Below are 21,073 nucleotides of genomic sequence, written 5' to 3' on the forward strand. Positions count from 1 at the left end.
AATGTATTATGGAATTTCCGTCCATGACAACAGATCGTCTGGATCTTGTTCAAATTGAAATGAAACATGCTGAAGCGCTTTTTACTAATTTTTCGAATCCCGAAGTGGTGAAGTACTATGGGATGGAAGTCATGACCGACCTTTCTCAAGCCGAAAGATTAGTTAGCCAGTTTGAGGATATGCAACAGGGGAAGCGAGGACTCAGATGGGGAATCGTAGTCCGAAAAGAGAACCGCTTCGTCGGCACTATCGGGTTAAATCAATTATCAAAAGGTATGAGACGGGCAGAAATCGGATTTGAGATCCATCCCGATTTTTGGCAAACTGGCATCACTTCTGAGGCGCTGCAAGCCGTTTTACGTTATGCCTTTGAAGAGCTGAACCTGCATCGGATGGGGGCAGTGACTTTCCTGGACAATGTCGCTTCGATCGGTCTTTTGAAAAAGCATGGATTTCAACAAGAAGGGATTCTGCGCGGTTATCTATTCCAAAACGGACAATCCCATGATGCCCGTGTGTTTTCACTTTTGGATTCAGAGTTCCGTTTAACCAAGGAGCGTGCCGATTGAAAACCTTCTTTCACTACAATTGGCAAGTGAGACAGGAATGGTATCGGTGGTGTGAGGAAGTGGAAGAAGGGGAGCTTCTTCGTGACAGGACAGGGGGCGTCGGAAGCATCTTGCAGACTTTATTCCATATTATTGATGTGGAATGGAGTTGGATCCGTAGAATGCAAGGGAGACCCGACCCTGCGGAGAACTTCGAGGGCTTTTCAAGTGTGCAATTAATTCGCGAACTGGATGCGCGGTATCATACGGAAGTCGTGGCATTCGTCGAAGCGTGGGAAAATCAAATGGAGCAAAACGTCTTGGTAGAAACATTGCCGGATGGACGGGTGAGCCAGGATACTTGGGGGGAAATCATGAGACATCTTATTGCCCATGAAATCCATCATATCGGGCAACTGTCAGTATGGGCACGGGAAGTAGGGAAGAAGCCGATTTCTGCGAATGTTATCGGGAGAGGGCTTATCTGATTGCAACAATGGAGTATTCGTGTTGTCCATGTAAGGTGCAGTAGTCCCTATAAACAATGAAAGGAATGGATGGGATGTTGTTTACGGCTTTGCCGATCTTCATGATGATCGTCTTGCCTGGTGTGTTCATTTTTGTTTTATGGAGAGCGGCCTTCAAGAGTAAGCTGGAGTGGGGCATGGATGCGGGTTCCACCATCTTCTTGATTGCCTGGCTTTTTCAGTCGGCCAACTGGAGCTGGATTGGCATTTGGGTTCGCTATGTATGGATAGTTCTGCTGGCAGTCGCCTTGATTATGTCTTGGAGAAAAATACGTGCACTGCCTATTAAGGTGGCGTATACGGGTTCACAGAAGTTTTCGCTCGCAATCTATGGATTCCTAATGCTTGTATTTGGTTATTACAATGTCATGATCATAACGAGCTACACAACAAAAGAAGAAGGAATCGACTTGGTGTTCCCCTTGAAAGAGGGTGCCTATTATGTAGGGCACGGAGGGGACCATGTCATGATGAATTACCATAATGAATATCCGCCTCAAAAGTATGCACTTGATATTTTGGGGCTAAATGGTCTGGGTACACGTGCGAAAGGCTTTTTACCTGAAGAGCTTAATAAATATGCAATCTATGGGGATAGCTTGATAAGTCCATGTAATGGGACTGTGGTGAAGTCCGAAAATGATCTGGTAGATATGACACCACCCGAAATGGATTCGGATCATCCAGAAGGAAATCATGTGTTATTAATTTGCGATCAACATCCAGCTACGGTGCTCCTGGCTCATATGCAGCAAGGGAGTGTCGCTGTGGTAGAAGGCGATAACGTAACGACAGGGCAATATCTCGGAAAGGTCGGCAACTCCGGCAATACGTCGGAACCGCATTTACATATTCATGCGGAGCTGGACGGAGAAGGGGTGCCCATTCGATTTGACGGGCGTTTTTTAGTGAGGAATCGTGTAATCAAACCGGGGAAATGACGTCATCTTTGGGAAACTTCTGCCCACAGGAGTTTTCCTTTTATTGGCGTTCATTCCGGGTTATTGGCGTTCAACCCGGTTTATTGGCGTTCGTCCGGAGTTACTGGCGTTCATCCGAAGTTATTGGCGTTCATCCCGGGTTAATGGCGTTCAACCCGAGTTATTGTCGTTCATCCGGAGTTAATGGCGTTCAACCCGGGTTATTGGCGTTCAACCGGGGTTATTGGCGTTCAACCCGGTTTATTGGCGTTCAGCTCGATAATCAGGCGTTCGCCCAGATATACCGGCGTTTATCCCCATCTACCAACGTTCATCCCGTTTAAACCACACGCTTATTCGCCCTCTCATTAAATCCATGACCCACCACTATACATAGTAATTTCTTAATTGGATAGCCTAACGGAAAGAAAAAGTTGGGTGAGGGGATGTATATGCGAATCGAGAAATCGTCTGATTGGATGGAAGGCTTGCAGAAGCGGTTGGATGGCGAGCAGGAGTGGGACAATTGGACATTGTATCAAATGAGCTACGACGTGGAGAAGCGGAAGTTGATTCCGACTTTTTATGGTCTTCAGTCCCCGAAGTTTTTGCCCGCTCTTAAGCCTTATCCACATCAGTTGGAGGCGGCGGAGACAGTCATTGAACGGATGAATGGCAAGGCGATTTTGGCGGATGAGGTCGGACTTGGAAAAACGATTGAGGCAGGGCTTATTTTGAAGGAGTATCTCATCCGGGGACTGGTGAAAAAAGCGCTGATTCTGACGCCGGCATCTTTGTCGACGCAATGGATTGAAGAGTTGAATCAAAAATTTCATATCCCCGCTGTCCCTTTCAATAAGAAGTACGACCTGAATTTATGCAATATCGTCGTGGCGAGCCTCGACATGGCGAAACGAAGTCCCCACAAGGAAAACATCTATAATCAGAACTATGATTTGGTCATCGTGGATGAAGCCCATAAATTAAAGAATCATAAAACGAAGAACTATGAGTTTGTCCAAAGCCTGAAAAAGAAATTTTGCCTGTTGCTGACGGCGACTCCCATACAAAACGATGTCTTTGAATTATTCCATCTCATCTCACTTCTTAAACCCGGTCACCTTGGAAATTTTGAGACGTTCCAGCAAGTGTTTTCGGCGAGCAAGCACAACGTGGAAGAAGACGAGTTTCTGAAGGAATTGATTAACCAAGTGATGGTGAGGAATTCCAGGCAGCATATCGGTCTCGATTGGACGAGTCGTAGGGTGCAGATTATCCCGATCGAATTCAGCCAGAAGGAAAAAGAAGTGTATGATCTCATCGCAAATTCTGCGGAGCATTTAAAGGCTTTTTCAGAAGCATTCACCGTGATGACCTTAAAAAGGGAGTTTTGCAGCAGCAAAGAGGCTGCATGGCTGACGCTCGAGAAGCTTGTTGAAAAATGCAACGGTGCGGAAGAGCGGGCATATATCAATGAATTGTTGATGAAACTCCAGGCGCTCGAGATCAATACGAAAGCCGATAAGGCGTATGAAATTATTAAGCAGGCGAATGATAAAGTCATCATCTTTACTGAATACCGGGCAAGCCAAACGTATTTGCAGGCGTATCTGTTCTCCAAAGGAATTACGAGTGTTCCGTTCAACGGTAAATTCAATAAAAGCAAACGGGAATGGATGAAGCAGCTATTTAAAGAGAAAGCACAAGTGTTGATTGCCACAGAGTCGGGCAGCGAAGGGATCAACTTGCAATTTTGCCATCATGTTATCAATTATGATTTGCCTTGGAACCCGATGAAGGTGGAGCAGAGGATCGGGCGTGTCCACCGGCTTGGGCAGGAGCATGATGTCCATATTTACAATTTGGCCATTAAACATACGATTGAGGATTATATGTTGGAATTGCTGAATACGAAAATAGGGGTCTTCGAAAAAGTGGTGGGCGAGCTGGACGATATCCTTTCAGAATATAGATTGTCAATCTAAGGGAGGTGATTAGTCTGTATCCAAAGCAGATCCAGCAATACTTGAGGACGTTTTTCATGGAGACGAATTGCCCGATCGTGCAGGAAAGCGACCATCATCTATCAGTTCAATTAACAATCGAGATGGATAAACGGATCATGAACCGGCCCTTTTACTGGAGCTACGTGGAAAGTACAGGAGGCGAGCCGAATCCGGCGAAGCTGACATTGATTACCGACAAAACCCGAATGGGCTTGAACATTCCAGGGGAAGTTGTGCACTATGGTTCTCCCCGATTGAATCAACTGTTTCAAGTGGCGAAGGAGAGAGGGGCTTTTGTCCAATTGTTTGAGAACGTGGACAATCAAACCGGAGCACAAACCGTATTGACCCCATGGCTCGGCGTGAACTATAAAATTACGTATAGCAGCGACCGGACGAAAGAAATGCTGTACTCGCTTGGGATGAATTTAATGACAGGCGCCATTATGGACGGATTCCACGAAGCGGTCGGCGAGTTGAGGCTACAAGCGGCTATTCCTCCAAACACTTTCTATTTGCCTTATATCATTAAACCGATGCGCGCTATGGAGCGGCTTGAAACATTAATCGATGAGTTGATTGCGCAGGACGACCATACATGGGCCGACGAAGCGGCGGCCAGACAGAAAAGAGATCTGCAAGTGCTGGAGTACTTTTATAAAGACACAGAGGAACGTCCTGAAAGCTATGAAATGGAAAAAAAGGCGATTAAAGAGCAATATGAGACGAAGATTAAGGTGGAAATTATTAATGGGGGCTTGTTTTATGTCCGTTGATAGGAAAACGCGCCACGTATCCATCGTCATGCTCCTACTTACCTTTTCATTATTCTTTAGTGAGAGAACTATTCAAGCTAAGCTAACTGAAAGGCCGCCATACGAGCGGATTTATCAGGAGATTGGATACAAAGAAATAGATGTGGCACTTGGTGAAGCGGAAACACATTTCGATCATAAAATCACCTTGCCTCTCCGGGTACCTCCTGTTGCATTTACACATCAGTTCGCTAGATTTTCTGATTTGGATGGAGCCATGAACGATTCGTTTGAAATCACAATGATCAGTGATCAATCTTCCGAGAACCATTATAAAATTGTCATCCGGCCACTTGCTGAAAAGCTCATTTTCAAAGACGAGAGCATTGTAGGTACGTACCAATTGCTTGATCAAAGCGAGGCACACTACATTAGGCTGGAAGGCTTCGATTTATTGGTCTTTGAAAAGGATATTTGGCAGTACAAGCTGATGGTAGATAAGCGGATATCAGATATTGTGACACCTCAAGTTCTTGTAGAGATTGCCAATTCAATTGGGTATCCGGTTGAACAATAGTGAGCAAAGCCTGCGCCTGCAGGCTTTTTTGATGTCTTTGATTTTGTAATCAACTGTTCACCTTCCGTTTATATTGCCGCCGTAATATAAAGGCAAGAACAATAACGGAGGCGATTTCAGTGAAGATAGCATGGAAAGAAATGCGGAAGAACAAAACAAAGTTTTTGATTCTCGGCTCGATTATATTTCTCGTCAGCTTTTTGACGTTTATTATTTCAGGATTGGCGAACGGTTTGTCGCAAGATAATGCGGCGCTGATTAAGGATTTGCCGGAAGGCCGGTTTTATTTGAATGAGAACGCCAAGCAAACCTACAATTTGTCCAAAATAGATACGGGTTTGCAAGATGAAGTATTGAAGGAGCATCCAGAGGCAACCGCTTTTTCGGTGCAAATGGGGTTTGTCAACGACGCGGAGGACAAGCAGCATAGTGTCGCGTTTGTCACCTCTACCGAATCTGATGTATTTGAGAATGTTAAAGAAGGCGAAATTGTCTTGGATAGCTCCCTTAAGGAAGATGGAATCCGTGTAGGCGATGTGTTGACCAACAACCAGTTCAGCGGTGAGTTCGTCGTCAAAGGCTTTGTCGACAAGAAGAAATACAGCCACGCGCCGGTTGCCTACATTAACATAACGAACTATCAAGAGATGTACCGTGTTATGGAAATGCAAACGATTTTCGTTCCAGGGAAAGATGCACCTGCTTACAATGGCCTTGAGTCATTCAGCAATAAAACATTTTTAAATGCTATTCCAAGCTATAGTGCCGAACAAATGTCATTGAACATGATCATTTGGTTTTTAGTTGTCATTAGCGGCATGCTGTTCGCGATTTTCTTCTATATGATGAACGTGCAGAAAATCGGATTGTACGGCATTTTGAAAGCGATCGGAATGAAGACCATTGCACTGTTTAAAATGATCTGGTTCCAAATGATTGCGATTACGCTTGTCGCATTGGCACTCAGCATTGGCTTAAGCCAATTGTTTAATTTCGTAGCACCGGAAGGAATGCCGTTCCATTTGACACTCGACACTGTCTTGATGCTGTCGGCAGTTTTCCTTGTTGTCGGTTTTGTCGGTGCGACGATTTCCGGATTCCAAATTAAAAAAATCGAACCGCTTCAAGCGATTCAGCTAGGAGAGATGTAAGATGGGGACGTTTCTAATAGAAGATGTTACGAAGACCTTCACGAATGGTGAAGTGGAAGAGCAGATTTTGAAAGGCGTCGATCTTACCTTGAAGGAAGGGGAGATGACGGCGCTCATCGGACCATCCGGCTCTGGGAAATCTACCATTCTGACGATCGCGGCTGGCCTGCAGCGCGCAACTGATGGAGAAATTCTGTTTGAAGGAAAAGACATGACGAAGATGTCGCAGGAAGAAATCCGCCAAGTGCGGGCGTCCGAATTCGGTTTTGTCTTTCAATCATCCCATCTCGTTCCGTTTTTGACAGTGGAAGAGCAGCTATTATTAATGCTAGATGTAGCAGAATCAAAGCTCAGCAAGAAAGAGCAGGAAAAAGAAGTCGACAATATCTTAAAGCTCGTGGAAATGGATCACCGGAAAGACGCTTATCCGGCTTCTCTATCTGGTGGGGAGCGGCAGCGCATAGCGATTGCACGGGCGATTATCCATCGTCCGAAAATCCTGTTCGCCGATGAGCCGACAGCGAGCCTTGATACGAAACGTTCCAAGGATGTAATGGAATTGTTGCGCCAGCTGACCAAAACGCTCAAGCTGACCACGCTGATGGTCACACACGACGAAGAGATGCTGCCGTATGTCGATCGGATTATCACGATGCGCGATGGCCATATTGTGGAATAAAAGAATATAGAAAAGGGAACAGCGTGATAATGCTGTTCCCTTTTTTTCATGCGTTATTCTGCAGGATGCTCTTTCGCGTCTCTGGCGAACTTCTTGCTGAAAACTAAAGCAATGATAATCATTAAGAGAGCGGCGCCTGCGGACGTTAAGTAGATCGGCTCGTATGCTGAATGGACAGCGCTTTGGAATGCTTCATTCAAAGCATCGCGTACGTCCGCCACAGGAATCTTATCGATGCTCTCCTGGATATTCGCATAGCCTCCGCCGCTGACAGACTCCATTGCTCCGCTCGGCATTGCAGCGGGATCGATTCCGTGCGCTTTTAACTTTTCAGGAATAAGCGTGCCTAATTGACTGAAGCCTTGTTGAATGAAAGCCGCAAAAATGGTAGGCGAAATCGTCAAACCGATTTGCCGGGCGACAGACAACGTGCCGATTGCAGAGCCTTTTTCGGTGCCGGCAGCATTCGACGTCAACACTGTCAGAGGGGCGCCAAGAACGAAACCGAAGCCGATTCCCGCAATTACGGAGAAGAGTATAAAAGTTAGTTTTGAATCTACAAAAAGACCGAGTCCCCCGAAACCGATAACTGAAATGATTCCCGAGAGGATAAGTGTCTTCACAGGACCTTGTTTATCAACAAAGAACCCGCCGCCTGCCGCACCAATACCTGAAGCTAAAGCAAGTGGTGTCATCCAATACCCTGACTTGGATGCAGGAATGCCGAGAATTTGCTCCGCATAAGAAGGGATGAAGATGACGGCGCCAATGAACAGTCCTGAAAGTGCACCCATCACCATCGTCATGGAATACGTTGGTTTGCGCAATAAATGATACGGTAAAATCGGATCGACATGCTTCTCTTCATTCCGCTTTTCCACAAAGATCAGCAACGCGAAAAGGACAACGCCGAGCAGTAATAAACCAAGAGTGCTCCAGCCGAGAAGACTATTCAGCAAGCCACCTTCGCCCAAATTGTTGACTGCAAACATGACACTTAAGATGGAAAAAGATAATAGGGAGATACCAAGAAAATCGATTTTCGATAGTACGGACGTTTTAGTTTCCTGTAAAGAAACCCAGCCGAAGATCACTAATAGAATACCGATCGGAACATTGATTAGGAAGAGCCAATGCCAATTACCCGTCAAATCGATTAGAAAGCTGCCGATATTCGGGCCGACAACAGAAGCAATTCCATTCATGGCCCCAAGCAAGCCTAGCTTACTGCCTTGTTTCTCTTTCGCAAATGTACTGAGGACATGGGAGCTGGCGATAATGAAAATTCCACCGCCGCCGAACGCCTGGAATAAACGCGCCGCTAGGAACAGAGTGAAATTTGGACTTAGTGCAACACCGAGTGAACCAATTGTAAAAATGGCGACCTCAATGAGGAACAATTTCTTACGGCCATAGCGGTCTGCCAGCTTCCCGACAATTGGAGTCGCGACAGCCAGGCCGAGCGTATATAGTGTGATTCCCCAGGCACCCGATGTCGCTGATACATCGAATGAAGAGTTGATCGTTGTCAAAGCGGCACTAATAATCCCGTTGTCCAGAGCAGCCATGAACACACCGATCAATAATATCGTAAAACCTAAGGTAGTCGTCTTTTTTTCCTTCATTGCCATCGATCACACCTCCACAAATAATGATTGATTATTATAATAATCGAAGATGAACGGAAGGTGAACTATATGTTACAAGTGGTGCTTCACTAATTGTTTCTCTTCTATTAATAAATTATGCCCGAAAATGTCCATCATCGATTCTAAATTGCTAAGAATCCTTTATGCTTCGTCTATTAGACTTGTTTGGTTACTCACGTAGTACAAAGCCCAATTGGTGAGGATTGTTCTCACGTTTACGGTTGCTATTATAGGAGGATTAATGAACCGCATCCTTTGTATTGGGACAATCTTTTATGCATCAAGCGTGATCGTTTATCATTGTTTGTATAGGAATTGAAGCCTTGTTGAAAGCATCACCGTAGAGGAGCCTTTGCATTTTTTTCGATTTTGAATTTTATTTAATGAACTTGATTCGAAAAACTTATGTAAGTGCATAGGAATTTGAAAATTCATGAAATATCTATTTCATGCTACAGTGAGAATGGGAGGGATGAATGTGAAAGCGATTATTCAAAAAGAGTTTGGTGGACCCGATGTTCTTTTGTTTGAGGAAATGGAACGTCCGAAAATTAGTGCTGGAGAATGTTTACTAAAAGTTGCATTTACTAGTGTGAATTATGCGGATATAAAAACTCGCAAAGGCAATAAAGGGAAAGGACAATTTCCTCTACTACTAGGGTTGGACGCAGCTGGAATCATTGAAGAAACTCATCCTCATTCGGGTTTTTCAAAAGGGGACCGTGTTGTTGCGTTCCCTAAATATGGATCGTATGCAGAATACGTGATTGCTGATGAACGTTTAGTCTATAAAATTCCCGAAAGTCTTTCATTTGAACAGGCTGCTGCTATGCCGACTGTATCGTTTTTAGCATTTATCCTATTGCATGAGATCGGACAAATTAAGAAAACAGATACAATTGTTATACATAGTGCCGCTGGCGGTGTTGGCTCCATGCTTGTACAGTTAGCGAAATCATTTGGAGCGCAGAAAATCATTTGTACGGTAGGCCATATGGATAAAGCAAAGTATGTAAAGGACTTAGGGGCAGATCTTGTATGCACCTATGATTCGTTTGTTGAAGAAGTCTTGTATCATACGGATGGTCAAGGAGCGAATGTAATCTTTGACTCTGTAGCCGGTGAGGTAACAGGGAAGAGCCTAGAATGCTTAGCGTTGTACGGTACACTTGTGCAATTTGGAAATAGCAGTGGTCTGCCAGGAACCTTTACTACAAATGATGTCCATAGTAGCTGCAGAAGTATTAAGGGTTTTAGTTTAGGTACTACGAGAAAGCAAGACCCCGCTCGATTGGCATCTATTGCTGCCCAAGTAATTGAGTTAATTGCTTTACATCAGGTTGCTCTTCCTATCGCTCATATTTTTACATTACAAGATGCCTCAGAGGCTCATCGATTAATGGAAAGTCGTAATTATGAAGGGAAAATACTATTGAGGGTAGAGTCAAAGGGTATTGCACTATGACGAATGAAAGGAGGAGAGTAAGAATGGAAAGACATATACTAGCCATTTCAGGCGGTGGATTTTCAGAAAACACCCCTTTTATTGATGAGTACCTGTTAAAAATTTGCCGGAAACAAGGACCAATTAAAATCGCATTTATTGGAACGGCAAGCAATGATGCGCCAGGCTATATTGATAAGTTTTATGAAGCCTTCCGAGCGGAGGAACCAAGCCATTTAACAAGTAAAGACTTCGAGTCGCCGGCTATCCAAGAGGTCGTAAATGCGTTGGACATCGTGTATGTAGGAGGGGGCAACACCCACTCTATGCTTGAAATCTGGCGCCGGACCGGTTTCGATGTGGTTTTGAAAAATGCCTACCAAAACGGAGTGATTCTTGCTGGGATCAGTGCAGGTGCGATGTGCTGGTTTGAGACGTGCTTCAGTGAAAGTGAGGCAGGATATGAGGAGTTTCAAGGGCTTGGGATCGTGAAGGGAAGTCTGTGTCCACATTATAATGAAGAGTCGAGGCGTCTTGCGTTCGATGCCTGGGCAAGCAGTCGGAAGGGCAGTCCCATCTATGCATTAAGAGACAACGAAAACTTGCACTTTGTAAATGAGGAACTGCTGGCGAAGATCACAACACCCTACAAATAGCTATGATGAGAAAATGCCAGGCTCCACTATCGTGTGAACCTGGCATGTATCTTTGCTAGTTGATCAATTCCTTGAAAAAGCTAATTCCTCATAGAGCGTCAAAGATTGGTATAAGCTGCGCAACTGATCGCTATTTAGCGGAATCATCGGCAACCGGACACCGCCAACGGGAATGCCTTTTAAGTTGAGAGCGGCTTTGACAGCAGATGGATTTGGGGCTGCGAATAGAGCCCGCATGATAGGAAGCAGTCTGCGATGCTCCCGGGCAGCTTGTTCAAAATCGCCCCGTTGGAAATGCGCGATCATCGTTTGCATATCATTTCCGACTACGTGAGATGCGACTGAAACGACGCCAGCGCCGCCGATTGATAATACAGGAAGTGTCAGTCCGTCGTCGCCACTATATAATGCAAAGCTCTTTGGCGTGCGATCAATGATTTCGGCCATGGTGTCCAAATCACCGCTCGCCTCTTTGATTGCCACGATGTTGCGAATCTTCGAGAGGCGGATGACGGTTTCAACGGACATATTAACGACACTGCGTCCCGGAATATTGTATAACATGATCGGCAGAGTCGTGACCTCTGCAATGGCTTTAAAGTGCTGATAGAGCCCTTCTTGACAAGGTTTGTTATAGTACGGGGTCACGAGCATAATGCCATCGACTCCCGCATTTTCCGCGAGCAGGGTCAGTTCCATGGACTCTTTCGTATTATTGGTACCAGTTCCTGCAATGACCGGCACCCTGCCATTTACAACGTTTACGGTAAACTTGAATAACTTGGCTTTTTCTTTGTTCGTCAAGGTCGGGGATTCTCCTGTTGTTCCCGAGACAACCAATGCTTCAGTGCCATTGGAAATCAAATAATTAATCAGGTTCTGTGTAGCCTGGAAATCAATTTCACCCTGTTCATCAAAAGGAGTCACCATAGCTGTTACAATTCGTCCGAAATTCATTGTTCTCCACATCCTATCATTTTTTTATAAAAAATAGAGGGAGAAGGGCAAGTGATCAATCACGCCTCGGAGTAATTGGCCGGGATTTAGTCGAGCTGCTACGTGCATCTCTCATAATGGCTGACCCTCGCCGAAGGCTTAACTTGGAGAAGCAGGAGCATGACCTCCGTGCATCTAAACGATCCAAGTGAATTGAACGCAAAAAAGCAACAACGAGGGCTCGTTGTTGCAGTTGAAATAATAAATTATTTCATTGCATAAGATAGCCCTCCATATAGTTTCCTATATGACAATTCTGTGCTTATTCAACGCAGAACCAGCTTCGAGATAATGAGCTTCTCTCCACTTCGGCAAATTCCCCTTTCCACAGTCTTCGTCGGATCTCATTATCCTCTGACTGTGTACTGATGGTCTTTGCGCCTCTATCCTTACTTCAAAACTTGCGAAATAAGTGAATGTTAAATTACTACGACTTTACCCCTTTTCAGAAGTAAATGCAAGCAAAAACTTAAAAAGTTTTAAAAATTCGATTGAAAAGTAACTTTACAGCATAAAAGCTATTAATCCGTTTCTCTCGCCTTTTGTGTATCCCGGACATTCTTCTGGACCGTAATTGCCGCGAAAATACTTAACACAAATGCCATTGCATAAAAACCTTTTTCACTTAAGAAGATACTGCCGGCATTGTACAGGCCAATCGCCATAAGAGCGATCGCGATGATCAGCGCAAACCAGCTGATGCCATAATAAATATTTGTCACCGGGACGCCTTCCTCTTTATCTCTGACCGCCTTTTGCAATGAAACGGATGCATAAAGACCGAAAATGAGAACGGCAAAGTAATAGCCTTTTTCATTTAATTCCATGCTCGCATTGAACAAGCCGATTAAATAGGATGATACTCCAATTAGCAACGCCGCAATGGATGCCCCTTTGAAAGCAGCTGTCGGTTCACCGTCTTTTCTTTCTACTTTTATTTTTGGAATGTGGGGTTTCTCTTTTTCAATTACATATTCCTTTTCCTGAGTCATTGAATCATCTCCCTTCCCTTTACTTCATCATAGCTAAAAGTTTACGAGGCGACAATTGATATTTGAAATATTGTTTCTCTTCGCAAATTATTTGCAAGAAAAAGAACGCCAGCCTGTTAGGAAGCGTTCTGTAAAGTTCAGCTATTTACTAGAAAATTAGAAAGCCATCACGATAAGGGCGAGGAGAAAACTAATGACGGCAACTATTGCCCAATCAAGTTTCCGAGTTCGACCGAAGAGGATCGTGATAATGGAACAGATGATAAAGTTGACGACGAATAGTATGCCGAGCGTAATAAGATAAACCATAGGAACACCCCCTTGGATTCGCACTAGTTCTCTTTTCGGTTCACAAACTCTTCCTTCTTCTCGACCCAGCCTAATATTGCTTTGAAGACATCCTTGAATTCATGACCCGGCGGGGTTAATTCGTATTCAACCTTTCTCGGTGCTTTCGCTATGATGCGCTTCTCCAGCAATCCTTCTTCTTCCAGATCTTTAAGTCGCTCTGACAGCAACCTATCTGAGATGCCGTCAATTGCATTCAGCAGTTCGTGGTATCGTTTTGGACCGTCAAACAAATTAAAGATAATGATACCCGTCCATCTCTTACCAATGAACTCGATGGCGCTTCGGTATTTCTGGCAGGTGGACTCCGTGCCGGTTTCTATCGTTTTAAGATCTTTTTCCATACTTCCAACTCCGTTTTTTACTTTTACTCATCATATCACATTGCAAAACACTTGACGCCCTTGCTTACTAAAAGTATGCTAGTTTCGTACTTACTAAAGATTAGTTCGAAACAGGAGGAATTGGAATGTCAGAACATCTATCCAAATTGATTCGGGAACGCCGGTCAGTCCGAAAATACGATCCGAATGCACAGATTGAAAAAGAGGAACTGCTTGAAATGCTGGAAGAAGCGACGCTGGCGCCTTCAACAAGCAATTTGCAGCCTTGGGAATTCATTGTCTTTCTGGATGCCGAGGAAAGAAAAGACTTGCGGGCGATCGCGTATGATCAGGAACAGATCGAAACTGCTTCTGCTGTCATCGCGGTATTAGGCGACAAAGAGTTTTATAAAAATGTAGGCCCGGTCTATGACAGTATGTCAGAGGCAGGCTATATTGACGATGCGAGCAAGGAAGTGCTTGTCAGCAATACAAACAAGACGTATCCTTACGCGCCGGAAGAAGCACGTAAGAACATGGCGACATTTGATGCGGGTCTTGCTGCGATGCAGTTCATGCTGATTGCAAAAAATCGCGGGTATGCGACTGGGCCGATGGGCGGCTTCGACAAAGCAAAGTTCTCTGAACGCTTCCAAGTAGATGAGCGGTATTTCCCAATCGTCCTCATTACAATTGGCAAGGAAAATGCTCCGGCGTATCCAACTACCCGGCTTCCGATCGAGAATAAAGTGAAATTTATCTAACAGAAAAAATTATATTCATTGGCTGGGTTCATATGGACCCGCCTTTTTTGTTATGTATTGAATCTTCTATCCGGTTTAAACGTATGAAGGGTAGTAGACAAGAAGGAGTGATTGGTGTTCTTTAATAAACTCAAAAATCCTTATAGCGGGCAGCCAGCTGAAATAACGGGGGAGCTGGAGGAATTGTATCCTGTCATTCTTTATTTCACCCCGACGGCCGTCTATGTGTATGAAGATAAAACAGATTCACATGTCATCCACGATGGCGGCCATATTGAATTATGGGACGACTATGACACGGTTTGGTCCGGAACGTATATCGTGACATACGTGCATAAGCTCCAACAAGCGCTCGATCGATACAAGGTGGATGAACTGGGGCTTCTCGTCGTGCCGCTTGAGCATTCGACTTAAGCGTGCTCTTCCAAGAAAGGAATGGCCGAGATCAGGAATCATTGATCTCGGCCGTCTTGTTTATTTCAATAAACCCGCATTCTTTAAAAATTCGCGTGCCACGTCTACGGGACTTTCTCCTTCCGCGTTCACTCGATAGTTCATGTCGCGCATTTCATCGTCGGTCACTTTGCCGGCGAGTTGATTGAGTACGTCTTCGAGCTCTGGATACTGTTTCAGAGTCTCCTCCCGCAAGAGAGGCGCTCCTTGATAAGGCGGGAAGAGCTCTTTGTCGTCCTCGAGGACCGTCATTTTATATTGTTGCAGTTCGCTGTCTGTTGAATAGGCATCCATCAGGTTAATATCACCGGTTTTTATTGCCTGGTAGCGGAGTTTCGGCTCCATCGTTTTAACCGATGGGAAGTCGAGACCATATAGGCTGCGAATGCCTCGGTAGCCGTCTTCGCGGTCTTTGAACTCAAGGGTGAATCCGGCTTTGACAGCACTTTCGACAGCCGCGAGATCCGAGATGGTTTTCACGCCATATTGTTGTTCAAAGGCTTCGGAAACTGCCAGTGTGTACGTGTTGTTATATGCCATTGGAGGCAGCAGGGCGAGGTCGAATTGCTCAGCCAAGCCATCCCTTGCCTGCTCATACACTTCGTTTCGGTCGTTGCTGACAGCCTCTTCTTTCAAAAACTCGGACAAAGCGGTCCCTGTGAATTCAGGATACATATCAATGCTCCCGGATTGCAGAGCTTGGAAGACGAACGATGTCTTGCCTAGACCGGGCTTCAGTTCAACGGACAAATCAGTCTCTTCTTCAATTAAGAGCTTATACATATTTATAAGAATTTCCGGCTCCGCTCCAAGCTTAGCTCCGATTACAAGCTGTTTGTCTTCGCGCAGCGAGATGAACGGCAGAATAATAACGAGAATCGCAATAACCAAGCATGCAGTTAATGCAATCGTTGCGCGCTTAAAGGACAATCCTTCAAACTTCCGCAACAAGAAATCAAATCCAAGTGCGAGCAGGGCAGCTGGAATGGCGCCAAGCACGATGAGATAAGGATCATTACGATCAATTCCCAGCAGGATCAGATCCCCAAGTCCACCGGCTCCAATCAGTGCGGCAAGTGTAGCCGTTCCAATGATGAGGACCATAGAAGTGCGGATTCCTGCCATAATAACGGGCATGGCAAGCGGGAGCTCAACTTTCGCAAGCCGTTTCCAGCGATTCATCCCCATCGCAGTCGCCGCTTCCTTCAAGGATGGATCCACTTCATTAATGCCTGTATACGTATTCCGTAAAATCGGAAGCAAGGCATAAGCGACAAGTGCGATAATAGCAGGCACTTTGCCGATGCCAAACAAGGGTATGAGCAGGCCGAGAAGGGCAAGCGATGGGATCGTCTGAAGCACTGCGCTCGCACCTATGATCGTTTCAGCCACCCGTTTCCGGTTCGTTAAATAAATGCCGATCGGAATGGAAATGAGTACTGCAAGAAAGAGGGAAATCAGCGAGATTTGGATATGCGTCAAAAGCGCACTAGCCAATTCAGCCTTCCTGTCTTGAAAGACATTCAAAAAATTATTCATTCGCTAGACGTCCCTCCCTTGCATCATCAGCCAAATAAGCAATTACAGTTTCCCGTGATATCATGCCAACCACTTCGCCTTCTTTTTGAACCGCCACCTGATCTGAATCAACTAGGGAATGCAAGAGTTCCGCCCAGCCGTCGTCGATTGAGATGGATGGAAAGCGATCGAATCCTTCTGCAATGGGCCGTAAATGGTCTGCTATTTTAAAAGGTTCCGGTATGCCGCTTGTAATAAATTCATGGACAAAAGCTGTAGCCGGCTGGGATGTCACTTCTTGGGGCGTCCCGATCTGTTCTATTTTTCCATCCTTCATGATACAAAGCCGGTCTGCCAGCTTTAAAGCTTCCTGAATATCATGCGTGACAAAGACGATCGTCTTTTGGATCGTCTTCTGCAGATGCATCAAATCATCCTGCAATTTCGCGCGGCTAATTGGATCAAGTGCGCTGAACGGTTCATCCATGAGGATAATGTCGGGATCAGCCGCCAATGCGCGGACCACACCAATTCGCTGCTGTTGCCCGCCGGATAGTTCACTCGGTTTCCTATGCCGGTACGTTTCTGCGTCGAGACCCACCATGTCGAGCAATTCGGTCACACGGGCATGAATCCGATCCTTTTTCCATTTCTTCAGCTCAGGGACAATCGCAATATTCTCCTCAATCGTCATATGCGGGAACAAGGCAATCTGCTGCAGAACGTACCCGATACGCCAGCGCAGTTCATGAATCGGATACTCGCTGACTTTCTTGTTGTCGATCCAGATCGTACCCTCCGTGAGGGGGATGAGGCGATTAATCATTTTTAACGTCGTCGTCTTTCCGCAGCCGCTTGGACCAATCAACACAAGAAACTCGCCCCGTTTGATTTCCAAATTGATCGAATCCACAACAACCGTTTGCTCATCATAAGACTTCGACACATTTTCAAAACGAATCATCGGTTCACTCCTTTCCTATTTTCCTATCATGCCATAAGTTATTAGTTGTAGGAAATGATATCCAATTTGGTTAGGGGATATTACAGAGTTGTAGACTTACTATGTATGAGAACAGCAGGAAAGTCATGAGCTTTCTGCTGAAGTCCGAACATCCCCGGTAAAAGAGGAATGACGGATAACCCTAACTAACTGACTGATACCCTTTTAGAAGAAATAGAAAACCATGGTAAAGAAACCGATAACTTTTTCAAAGGAATCGATAAAATCTAGGAAGTGATCGATCACGCATTTAATTTGCCTGATAAAAACGGGATTAATCGATTACCATGTCAAAGTGACCGATAACACTTTTAAAGTAATCGATAACTCATCAAAACTAACCAATAAAATCAAAGCGGGCATAATAGATAACGATCGCCCGGTGAAGTGCTACAATTAAGGCAGATGCAATATATACAGAAGATGATAGAGAGGAGTTTGCCAGAATGAAAGTGTATAAGTGGCTTGTCGGTGAGCAGGAAGCACAGGATTTGAAGGAACGATTTGAGGACAATACGATCATTCATTTGAAAAATAGTGATGAGCATTTGCTGTTGCTGGAGGCAGAGACTTCGCCGGTTGAATGGACCGAGTCGTACGAGGTTCGGGACCGGACTGGGGAACTGGAGCCGGGCCGTTTTGCTGTGCTGAATAATATACCGGTCAGCGAGGATGGAAGAGAGCTGTTTGAGCAGCGTTTTCGGAATCGGGCAGGCCTGATTGAACAGGAGCCGGGGTTTGTCGCGATTCGTGTTCTCCGGCCGCTGGATTCCGATACGTATGTCATTCTGACCATGTGGGAAAACGAGGAATCGTTTACTGGCTGGCAGCAATCGCAAGCCTACTCGAAAGCTCATGCCAAACGGGGGACGAGCGAGGGCATCGACAAGCGGCCGAATATTTTCCCGCGTCCTTCATTTGTGACAACTTATCAGTGAAAGGCAGCAACACTTCATACATCCAGAAGAGGGCACTCCAGAAAAATTACGGAGTACCCGCTTCTTTAATAATCGAATTGATCATATGAATAGAATCCCATTCGCCGGATGAAAAGCGGCTGATGGGATATTTTTTTGGAAATAACCTTGCTTGAATTTCTTTCGAATTACAACCTTTCGTATATAGCTCAAGGGTTTGCGCCCGCAGTTCATAGAGATACGCCAGCTTGTTTTGGAGCGCTTGTCGTCCCTCTTTGACATAGCCTGCGTGGCAGCAGAACAGTTCGTTGAATTCTAAGGCCAATACTTTTTCGATGGAAGCGATAATGGTTGGGATGCTCTCTTCGCGCATGATCAGTTTGGTCTTTGGATGAACGAATAAATCACCTGAGAAGAGTTGTCCGGTATCATTATTTAGGAAAGCCAAATGGTCATGTGAGTGACCGGGTGTCGTAATCACGCTCCACGAGCAGTTGCGGCTTGTAAAGGACTCTTCAATCGGCTGAGCTGTAAATGGCTGCCTCTTTCCCCAGAACCATTTCCGATAGAGAGGATACTTTGCTTTTTCGGCACATTCTTCGATGGACATGTCATTGATATAGATAGGCAGCCCATACTCATTTTGTAGAAATCCTGCTCCTCCTGAATGATCTTCATGTGCATGCGTGATGATGATTTGATCAATGTCCGCATTGGCAAAGAAAGGCTTGAACTCCTCCAGTAAAGATTGGGCACCCGTATCAATCAAAACCCCGTCCGTTTCAAAGCAGTGCACATTTAGCTGCACCCCTTTCCAGGAAAGGATGCCATTTATGTATCGCACACCGCTTGATTCCCCCAGAATGCATCTCTTCTTCATGAACAATGCTGCACCCCCAATTTAATCCCTTTTAAGTAGCTTATCATAAAATGAATGACTATTCAGTGCTTTTAGATAATAAATAATTGATTAGAGAAATAGTGTTACTTAATTAATTGCGATCCGTCTTATTCAATAATTAAGAGATACGAATAGGAGAGAAGAAATGAGAAGTCACCTTACTGGAATTGTCTTACTACTGCTGCCCATGATTGCCAGTTGTACGGTATTGAAAGAGAAGGACCCGTCTATTGCCTTGCAGGAAATTGAGAGCTCGTACAGTAAACCTTCCTTTCAACGTATCACAGAGGCAGATGTCCCAAAGCAACTGAAGCAGGCGGTGGAACGAGCAGAAAGGCTACCTGGTATTGCGGACATGGTGAATCCGGATTATCAATTTGAACTAGATGGCGACACGTACTTTCTTTGGATCTCCGAAGAGTCGGGAGCAATCCAGAACACCTTAGACACGCATATCGTTTATACCTTGCAGCCGGAAGATGCAATAGAAGTGCATCGCTTGATGGCGGCGAGGGATTGATCCAGCAGAATGTCAGTCGTTTTGAAACTCCTGAAGTTCAGTTACGTATATATAAATAAGTACACTGGAAGAAAAGGGGAATGTTATGTTTATATTCATTATTACCTTTATCTTATTCAGCCCTATCTATCTCTTTCTCATCCTCCAACTGAAATATCCCGAAGATACAACATTATGGGGAGAACGATGGATGTATAACGAGGATCCCGAGTTTTCGGATGAGGGGATAAAGTATATAAAAATTAGATCTATCATCGGGATAGTAATTTTAACACTGTTTTATCTCATCTGGTTCTTAAAGGTGTTATAGAAGCTATACGCATGAAGTGTTCCAGATGTGGTACCATGAAAGAAATGGACAAATGGGACAATTTAGTAATAGGAGGTGTTGGATTATGGGCATAGAATATTGGGTTTGGGTCTTTCTCACGCTGCTTGCCGTTATCGCAGTTAATTTCACCATTTATAAAGCGCTGAATAGGAATGTGAAAAATTCAACCGTCTTAAAAATCTCTACGGCCTTCACTTTCGTCCTATTTGTCGCCTTTGTCTGCTTTAAGATGTGGAGTACTTATCCGTGGCAGTAGACCGACAGGGATCATCGATCATGATAGGAGGGACAGCATGAAGATCGGTATTATCGGAACAGGCAATATTGCGACGTATTTACTTGAGATATTCAATGAAGAAAAGCAAGTGGAAGGAAAGGTCGTTTCGCTGTTTGGCAGAAATAGCGAAGTAGGAGAGCGACTGGAACAACAATATGGTGTTGCTTTCTATACGGACTTTCAAGCGTTTCTTCAATCATCGATTGACATAGTTGTGGAAGCGGCAACAGTGGAGGCTGCTGTCCAGTATATGAGACAGATTGTAGAAAATAAAACGGACTTGATCGTCAGCAGTATTGGTGCATTAAAAGACGATGCATTCCTGAGGGAAATACGAGTTCTTGCAGAAAGGAATGAAGTCACAATCTATCTCCCTTCCGGAGCCATCGGAGGACTGGATCTTCTGCAATCGGCAAATGCCATAGGCGGGCTGCACGATGTCCGGATTACAACGAAAAAATCACCTCGTTCGTTAGGGATGGAATCCATCAAAGAAGCGGCAGTGATATTCGAAGGGTCTGCGAGAGAGGCAATCGATAGATTCCCGAGGAATATCAATGTCGCATTATTGTTATCCTTGGCTGGGCTTGGCTCCGAGAAAACGAGGGTGCGTGTCATCGCCGATCCTGATATTGATCGAAACACGCACTGTATCGAAGCTGCCGGGGACTTTGGAGAGATGCGCATGGAGATTGAAAATAGACCGATGCCATCAAATCCGAAAACGAGTTATCTCGCCGCTTTGAGCGTCATTTCGACCCTCAAGAACAAAGGGAATGCGGTTCGAATTGGAAGCTGAACAGAGGGATGTGTTGCAC

25 protein-coding genes and 1 riboswitch are annotated in these 21,073 nt (G+C 45.0%); of the genes, 17 read left to right on the forward strand and 8 right to left on the reverse strand.

Translation table 11 applies throughout. The annotated features are described in order from the left end of the window. The first annotated feature begins 8 nt into the window (after positions 1-8). The 9 genes from L7D49_RS17390 to L7D49_RS17430 all read left to right on the forward strand — a co-directional run bounded on the left by L7D49_RS17390 (position 9) and on the right by L7D49_RS17430 (position 7,163). A complete protein-coding gene (locus L7D49_RS17390; RefSeq protein ID WP_238083234.1) occupies positions 9-569 on the forward strand; it encodes a GNAT family N-acetyltransferase in 561 nt (186 codons plus the stop codon). Continuing rightward, positions 566-1,036, forward strand: a complete 471-nt coding sequence (locus L7D49_RS17395) for a DinB family protein (RefSeq protein ID WP_238083238.1) — start codon at positions 566-568, stop codon at positions 1,034-1,036. Before L7D49_RS17390 ends, L7D49_RS17395 begins: the two co-directional genes overlap by 4 nt. A 74-nt stretch (positions 1,037-1,110) precedes the next feature. After that, positions 1,111-2,016, forward strand: coding sequence for a M23 family metallopeptidase (locus L7D49_RS17400; RefSeq protein ID WP_238083242.1), 906 nt, complete (start codon positions 1,111-1,113; stop codon positions 2,014-2,016). Further along, the gene (locus L7D49_RS17405) at positions 2,013-2,339 is read left to right on the forward strand and encodes a hypothetical protein (RefSeq protein ID WP_238083245.1); all 327 of its coding nucleotides are present in this window, start codon (positions 2,013-2,015) and stop codon (positions 2,337-2,339) included. The genes L7D49_RS17400 and L7D49_RS17405 overlap by 4 nt, the downstream gene beginning before the upstream one ends. Positions 2,340-2,441: 102 nt before the next feature. Continuing rightward, positions 2,442-3,980 (forward strand): DEAD/DEAH box helicase, encoded by a 1,539-nt coding sequence (locus L7D49_RS17410; RefSeq protein WP_418895903.1) that lies wholly within the window; start codon positions 2,442-2,444, stop codon positions 3,978-3,980. A gap of 14 nt (positions 3,981-3,994) precedes the next feature. Next, complete coding sequence (locus tag L7D49_RS17415; RefSeq protein WP_418895906.1) at positions 3,995-4,777, forward strand: YqhG family protein; 783 nt, start codon at positions 3,995-3,997, stop codon at positions 4,775-4,777. Next, positions 4,767-5,333 carry a hypothetical protein gene (locus tag L7D49_RS17420; protein ID WP_238083254.1) on the forward strand — a complete coding sequence of 189 codons (567 nt, stop codon included), beginning with the start codon at positions 4,767-4,769 and terminating at the stop codon, positions 5,331-5,333. The genes L7D49_RS17415 and L7D49_RS17420 overlap by 11 nt, the downstream gene beginning before the upstream one ends. A 119-nt stretch (positions 5,334-5,452) precedes the next feature. Continuing rightward, entirely contained in the window at positions 5,453-6,484 is a 1,032-nt protein-coding gene (locus L7D49_RS17425; protein ID WP_238083257.1) for an ABC transporter permease, read from the forward strand. A 1-nt stretch (position 6,485) separates the two neighbouring features. Continuing rightward, complete coding sequence (locus tag L7D49_RS17430) at positions 6,486-7,163, forward strand: ABC transporter ATP-binding protein (protein ID WP_238083260.1); 678 nt, start codon at positions 6,486-6,488, stop codon at positions 7,161-7,163. A gap of 53 nt (positions 7,164-7,216) precedes the next feature. On the opposite strand, the gene L7D49_RS17435 is transcribed toward L7D49_RS17430, so the two are convergent. Further along, positions 7,217-8,788, reverse strand: a complete 1,572-nt coding sequence (locus L7D49_RS17435; protein WP_472908865.1) for an MFS transporter — start codon at positions 8,786-8,788, stop codon at positions 7,217-7,219. 502 nt (positions 8,789-9,290) lie between these two features. On the opposite strand from L7D49_RS17435, the gene L7D49_RS17440 reads away from it, so the two are divergent. After that, the gene (locus L7D49_RS17440) at positions 9,291-10,277 is read left to right on the forward strand and encodes a quinone oxidoreductase family protein (RefSeq protein ID WP_238083265.1); all 987 of its coding nucleotides are present in this window, start codon (positions 9,291-9,293) and stop codon (positions 10,275-10,277) included. Between the two features lie 23 nt (positions 10,278-10,300). Beyond that, entirely contained in the window at positions 10,301-10,912 is a 612-nt protein-coding gene (locus L7D49_RS17445) for a Type 1 glutamine amidotransferase-like domain-containing protein (RefSeq protein WP_238083268.1), read from the forward strand. A 63-nt stretch (positions 10,913-10,975) separates the two neighbouring features. On the opposite strand, the gene dapA is transcribed toward L7D49_RS17445, so the two are convergent. From dapA to L7D49_RS17465, 4 genes are all read right to left on the reverse strand, one after another. Next, on the reverse strand, positions 10,976-11,869 hold the full coding sequence (dapA, locus tag L7D49_RS17450; RefSeq protein ID WP_238083270.1) for a 4-hydroxy-tetrahydrodipicolinate synthase: 894 nt from the start codon (positions 11,867-11,869) through the stop codon (positions 10,976-10,978). A gap of 255 nt (positions 11,870-12,124) precedes the next feature. Then, positions 12,125-12,302: riboswitch (Lysine riboswitch) on the reverse strand. 127 nt (positions 12,303-12,429) lie between these two features. Then, entirely contained in the window at positions 12,430-12,900 is a 471-nt protein-coding gene (gene yiaA, locus L7D49_RS17455; protein WP_238083272.1) for an inner membrane protein YiaA, read from the reverse strand. A 156-nt stretch (positions 12,901-13,056) separates the two neighbouring features. Next, positions 13,057-13,209 carry a hypothetical protein gene (locus L7D49_RS17460; protein WP_238083274.1) on the reverse strand — a complete coding sequence of 51 codons (153 nt, stop codon included), beginning with the start codon at positions 13,207-13,209 and terminating at the stop codon, positions 13,057-13,059. Between the two features lie 23 nt (positions 13,210-13,232). After that, positions 13,233-13,592 carry a winged helix-turn-helix transcriptional regulator gene (locus L7D49_RS17465; protein ID WP_238083276.1) on the reverse strand — a complete coding sequence of 120 codons (360 nt, stop codon included), beginning with the start codon at positions 13,590-13,592 and terminating at the stop codon, positions 13,233-13,235. A 125-nt stretch (positions 13,593-13,717) separates the two neighbouring features. Between L7D49_RS17465 and L7D49_RS17470 the strand changes: the two genes are divergently transcribed. Beyond that, positions 13,718-14,335: a nitroreductase family protein gene (locus L7D49_RS17470; protein ID WP_238083278.1), complete on the forward strand. Its 618-nt coding sequence runs from the start codon at positions 13,718-13,720 to the stop codon at positions 14,333-14,335. A 114-nt stretch (positions 14,336-14,449) separates the two neighbouring features. After that, positions 14,450-14,749, forward strand: coding sequence for a hypothetical protein (locus L7D49_RS17475; RefSeq protein WP_238083280.1), 300 nt, complete (start codon positions 14,450-14,452; stop codon positions 14,747-14,749). A gap of 60 nt (positions 14,750-14,809) precedes the next feature. Here L7D49_RS17475 and opuFB read toward each other — a convergent pair whose 3' ends face one another. Further along, positions 14,810-16,327 (reverse strand): osmoprotectant update ABC transporter permease/substrate-binding subunit OpuFB, encoded by a 1,518-nt coding sequence (opuFB, locus tag L7D49_RS17480; RefSeq protein WP_238083282.1) that lies wholly within the window; start codon positions 16,325-16,327, stop codon positions 14,810-14,812. Then, positions 16,320-17,270: an ABC transporter ATP-binding protein gene (locus L7D49_RS17485; RefSeq protein WP_238083283.1), complete on the reverse strand. Its 951-nt coding sequence runs from the start codon at positions 17,268-17,270 to the stop codon at positions 16,320-16,322. Before L7D49_RS17485 ends, opuFB begins: the two co-directional genes overlap by 8 nt. 485 nt (positions 17,271-17,755) lie before the next feature. On the opposite strand from L7D49_RS17485, the gene L7D49_RS17490 reads away from it, so the two are divergent. Continuing rightward, positions 17,756-18,247: an antibiotic biosynthesis monooxygenase family protein gene (locus L7D49_RS17490; protein ID WP_238083285.1), complete on the forward strand. Its 492-nt coding sequence runs from the start codon at positions 17,756-17,758 to the stop codon at positions 18,245-18,247. A 46-nt stretch (positions 18,248-18,293) separates the two neighbouring features. On the opposite strand, the gene L7D49_RS17495 is transcribed toward L7D49_RS17490, so the two are convergent. After that, complete coding sequence (locus tag L7D49_RS17495) at positions 18,294-19,112, reverse strand: MBL fold metallo-hydrolase (protein WP_238083287.1); 819 nt, start codon at positions 19,110-19,112, stop codon at positions 18,294-18,296. 160 nt (positions 19,113-19,272) lie between these two features. Here L7D49_RS17495 and L7D49_RS17500 point away from each other — a divergent pair, with 160 nt between their 5' ends. The 3 genes from L7D49_RS17500 (at position 19,273) to nadX (ending at position 21,054) form a co-directional block, all read left to right on the forward strand. Next, entirely contained in the window at positions 19,273-19,647 is a 375-nt protein-coding gene (locus L7D49_RS17500) for a YhfM domain-containing protein (protein WP_238083289.1), read from the forward strand. Positions 19,648-20,042: 395 nt separating this feature from the next. Then, positions 20,043-20,234, forward strand: a complete 192-nt coding sequence (locus tag L7D49_RS17505; RefSeq protein ID WP_238083292.1) for a hypothetical protein — start codon at positions 20,043-20,045, stop codon at positions 20,232-20,234. Between the two features lie 37 nt (positions 20,235-20,271). After that, a complete protein-coding gene (nadX, locus tag L7D49_RS17510; RefSeq protein WP_238083294.1) occupies positions 20,272-21,054 on the forward strand; it encodes an aspartate dehydrogenase in 783 nt (260 codons plus the stop codon). Positions 21,055-21,073 lie beyond the last annotated feature (19 nt).

The organism is Sporosarcina cyprini, assembly GCF_022048975.1.
Classification (GTDB): domain Bacteria; phylum Bacillota; class Bacilli; order Bacillales_A; family Planococcaceae; genus Sporosarcina; species Sporosarcina cyprini.

Coding starts and splice junctions, on each gene's coding strand:
- L7D49_RS17505 (WP_238083292.1), top strand. CDS start 20,043: ATGGGCATAGAATATTGGGTTTGGGTCTTTCTCACGCTGCTTGCCGTT.
- L7D49_RS17420 (WP_238083254.1), top strand. CDS start 4,767: ATGTCCGTTGATAGGAAAACGCGCCACGTATCCATCGTCATGCTCCTA.
- L7D49_RS17500 (WP_238083289.1), top strand. CDS start 19,273: ATGAGAAGTCACCTTACTGGAATTGTCTTACTACTGCTGCCCATGATT.
- opuFB (WP_238083282.1), bottom strand. CDS start 16,327: ATGAATAATTTTTTGAATGTCTTTCAAGACAGGAAGGCTGAATTGGCT.
- L7D49_RS17390 (WP_238083234.1), top strand. CDS start 9: ATGGAATTTCCGTCCATGACAACAGATCGTCTGGATCTTGTTCAAATT.
- L7D49_RS17470 (WP_238083278.1), top strand. CDS start 13,718: ATGTCAGAACATCTATCCAAATTGATTCGGGAACGCCGGTCAGTCCGA.
- L7D49_RS17485 (WP_238083283.1), bottom strand. CDS start 17,270: ATGATTCGTTTTGAAAATGTGTCGAAGTCTTATGATGAGCAAACGGTT.
- L7D49_RS17435 (WP_472908865.1), bottom strand. CDS start 8,788: ATGAAGGAAAAAAAGACGACTACCTTAGGTTTTACGATATTATTGATC.
- L7D49_RS17400 (WP_238083242.1), top strand. CDS start 1,111: ATGTTGTTTACGGCTTTGCCGATCTTCATGATGATCGTCTTGCCTGGT.
- L7D49_RS17430 (WP_238083260.1), top strand. CDS start 6,486: ATGGGGACGTTTCTAATAGAAGATGTTACGAAGACCTTCACGAATGGT.
- dapA (WP_238083270.1), bottom strand. CDS start 11,869: ATGAATTTCGGACGAATTGTAACAGCTATGGTGACTCCTTTTGATGAA.
- L7D49_RS17405 (WP_238083245.1), top strand. CDS start 2,013: ATGACGTCATCTTTGGGAAACTTCTGCCCACAGGAGTTTTCCTTTTAT.
- L7D49_RS17445 (WP_238083268.1), top strand. CDS start 10,301: ATGGAAAGACATATACTAGCCATTTCAGGCGGTGGATTTTCAGAAAAC.
- L7D49_RS17465 (WP_238083276.1), bottom strand. CDS start 13,592: ATGGAAAAAGATCTTAAAACGATAGAAACCGGCACGGAGTCCACCTGC.
- L7D49_RS17410 (WP_418895903.1), top strand. CDS start 2,442: ATGTATATGCGAATCGAGAAATCGTCTGATTGGATGGAAGGCTTGCAG.
- yiaA (WP_238083272.1), bottom strand. CDS start 12,900: ATGACTCAGGAAAAGGAATATGTAATTGAAAAAGAGAAACCCCACATT.
- L7D49_RS17490 (WP_238083285.1), top strand. CDS start 17,756: ATGAAAGTGTATAAGTGGCTTGTCGGTGAGCAGGAAGCACAGGATTTG.
- L7D49_RS17460 (WP_238083274.1), bottom strand. CDS start 13,209: ATGGTTTATCTTATTACGCTCGGCATACTATTCGTCGTCAACTTTATC.
- nadX (WP_238083294.1), top strand. CDS start 20,272: ATGAAGATCGGTATTATCGGAACAGGCAATATTGCGACGTATTTACTT.